Origin of the sequence: Pseudomonas sp. BS-2016 (genome assembly GCF_001806145.1) — a bacterium.
Classification (GTDB): Bacteria; Pseudomonadota; Gammaproteobacteria; order Pseudomonadales; family Pseudomonadaceae; genus Aquipseudomonas; species Aquipseudomonas lundensis.
The window spans coordinates 1-1,756 of record NZ_MLCT01000212.1 but is presented as its reverse complement, the minus strand read 5'-3'; the positions used below and the strand labels follow the sequence as shown (position 1 = coordinate 1,756).

Here is a 1,756-nt window from a genome sequence, read left to right as displayed (position 1 = left end):
TATCCTCGCCGGTTTTTCATTCTTCGAAGGTGTGTGGAGGAGCTATGAGTTTTTCCGCTCATTCAAAATCACGCACCTTGAGCCTACGCCAGCGGTCAATGAAATCGAAGAGCTGATCCACGAGCAGATTGCCAGTGCACCGTCGAACTGGTTGGCGGTGGCGCCCACCACCTACCGTGACGCCAGGGCACTGCTGTACGCGGCCAGCTCGCTGGAGCTGCAAGGGCGGGTTCAAGCCGTCAGTAACTCCAGCTGGATGTTGGCGACTTATCGGGTTCAACGTCTTGAAGAGCAGAGCGAGGCCACCCGGCGCGGGTTGCTGGGTATTTTGATTCCGTTATTCGGTAAGGCTAACGACTTCCATGATTTGCTGTTGGCTGCCCGACGCTATCATCGCTTTGGCGACCCTAACGATGCCGTGGATGTGGCGTTCATGACCCTGTTTCTGGCGGTCGAACTGGCGACAGACTTTGCGCCTGTTCCCAAAGTGAAGGGCGGTAAGGTCATAGGTATGCGTTCGCCGATGAAGGTTCTGAGTCGTATCCGTCGCTTGCCGATGGCAATACGTAGTCATTTGCCCAGCGCGTCTTCGTCGCTGGTGACGCAATCGAAGCTCTTGGAGCGTTTCAGAATCAAGGGTAAGCCCGAGGGCGCCGTAGCGTTGAAAGGGCCGGGCAGGCAAGGCGTGCATGTCAAGAACGGCGAGCAGTTCATAGCGGACGATACGCACCATTACCCGGTTTACCAGCGCGAAAGCGAAGAGGTATTTCGCCTGCGAAATAGCCGGGAACCGGGGCTGGATGAGTTGGTCATCAACATTCAAGAGCCTAAAGAGTGGTTGTTGGGCATGAATGCGCCACAACCTGGGCCCAGCTCCGGGGTGCATAACCCATGGCCCGTTTCCCCATTGCCGGATTGGCAACCCCCTCGTACGCGCACGGCTACCGAGAACCGGATTGTGCAGTCACGTACAACGGATACTCAGTGGCTGAGTTGGCGTGTTCAAGTCCAACCCAGTCAAATTGTGGACTTTCCGGCGGCTGGCGTGTTTGAGGTAGGCGTGGGTCCCAGAGGTTCTGAGCTCAATGCCAGGTTTTTACGCGTGGCGCCTCCTTATACCGCCATCCAGGATCCGAACAGCGGTTTCTACCGGATGCTCCCGCAGGGTGATCGTGCACCGTTGAACGGCCTGGTGTTTATCACCCGAAATGAGCCACCGGGGCGATCCGCGCTAACCGATATCATGCGCTGGACAAGCACTGATATTCGCGACCAGCCTATTCCCGTATCACGCCTGCCTTCAGGCGGGTGGCAAAATCATCCGGCACTGTTCGACAGGCCGTTGAGGCAGTATGTGACCATGGCCTTTCCCACCCTGACGAATGACGCTCGAACGTTTGCCGTCATAAGGTTGGTTGAATTGTCAGGTCCTTCCCGGGCTGCCACGGCAAGCCATTTGCTCGACATCCGCGCGACGCTGGACGAATGGCTACCCGCGCCTCCTGCGAGGAGCGGTCAAACGGATGATTTACTGCGGATGTTGCGACCTAATGAACGGCGCAGCGAATATCTATACATCGGTTTTGAAGGCAAGGCGCCCGGCTTCACGCGTGTAGACTTCATACCGCCTCATCCGTTAGACCCGAGCCTGCAATATGCTGTCACACCGGTCAGGACGCAGAGGCTTGAAGCAGAGCGCGCCGCCGTCAGAACCGTGTTGGAGCAGCAGGGTTACCGCATTGTGGACTTGTCTGTG

1 pseudogene is annotated in these 1,756 nt (G+C 57.3%); it reads left to right on the top strand.

Annotated features, from left to right (window positions below):
* Positions 1 to 1,756, top strand: a pseudogene (locus tag BKD70_RS25170) (hypothetical protein); the annotation flags it as partial.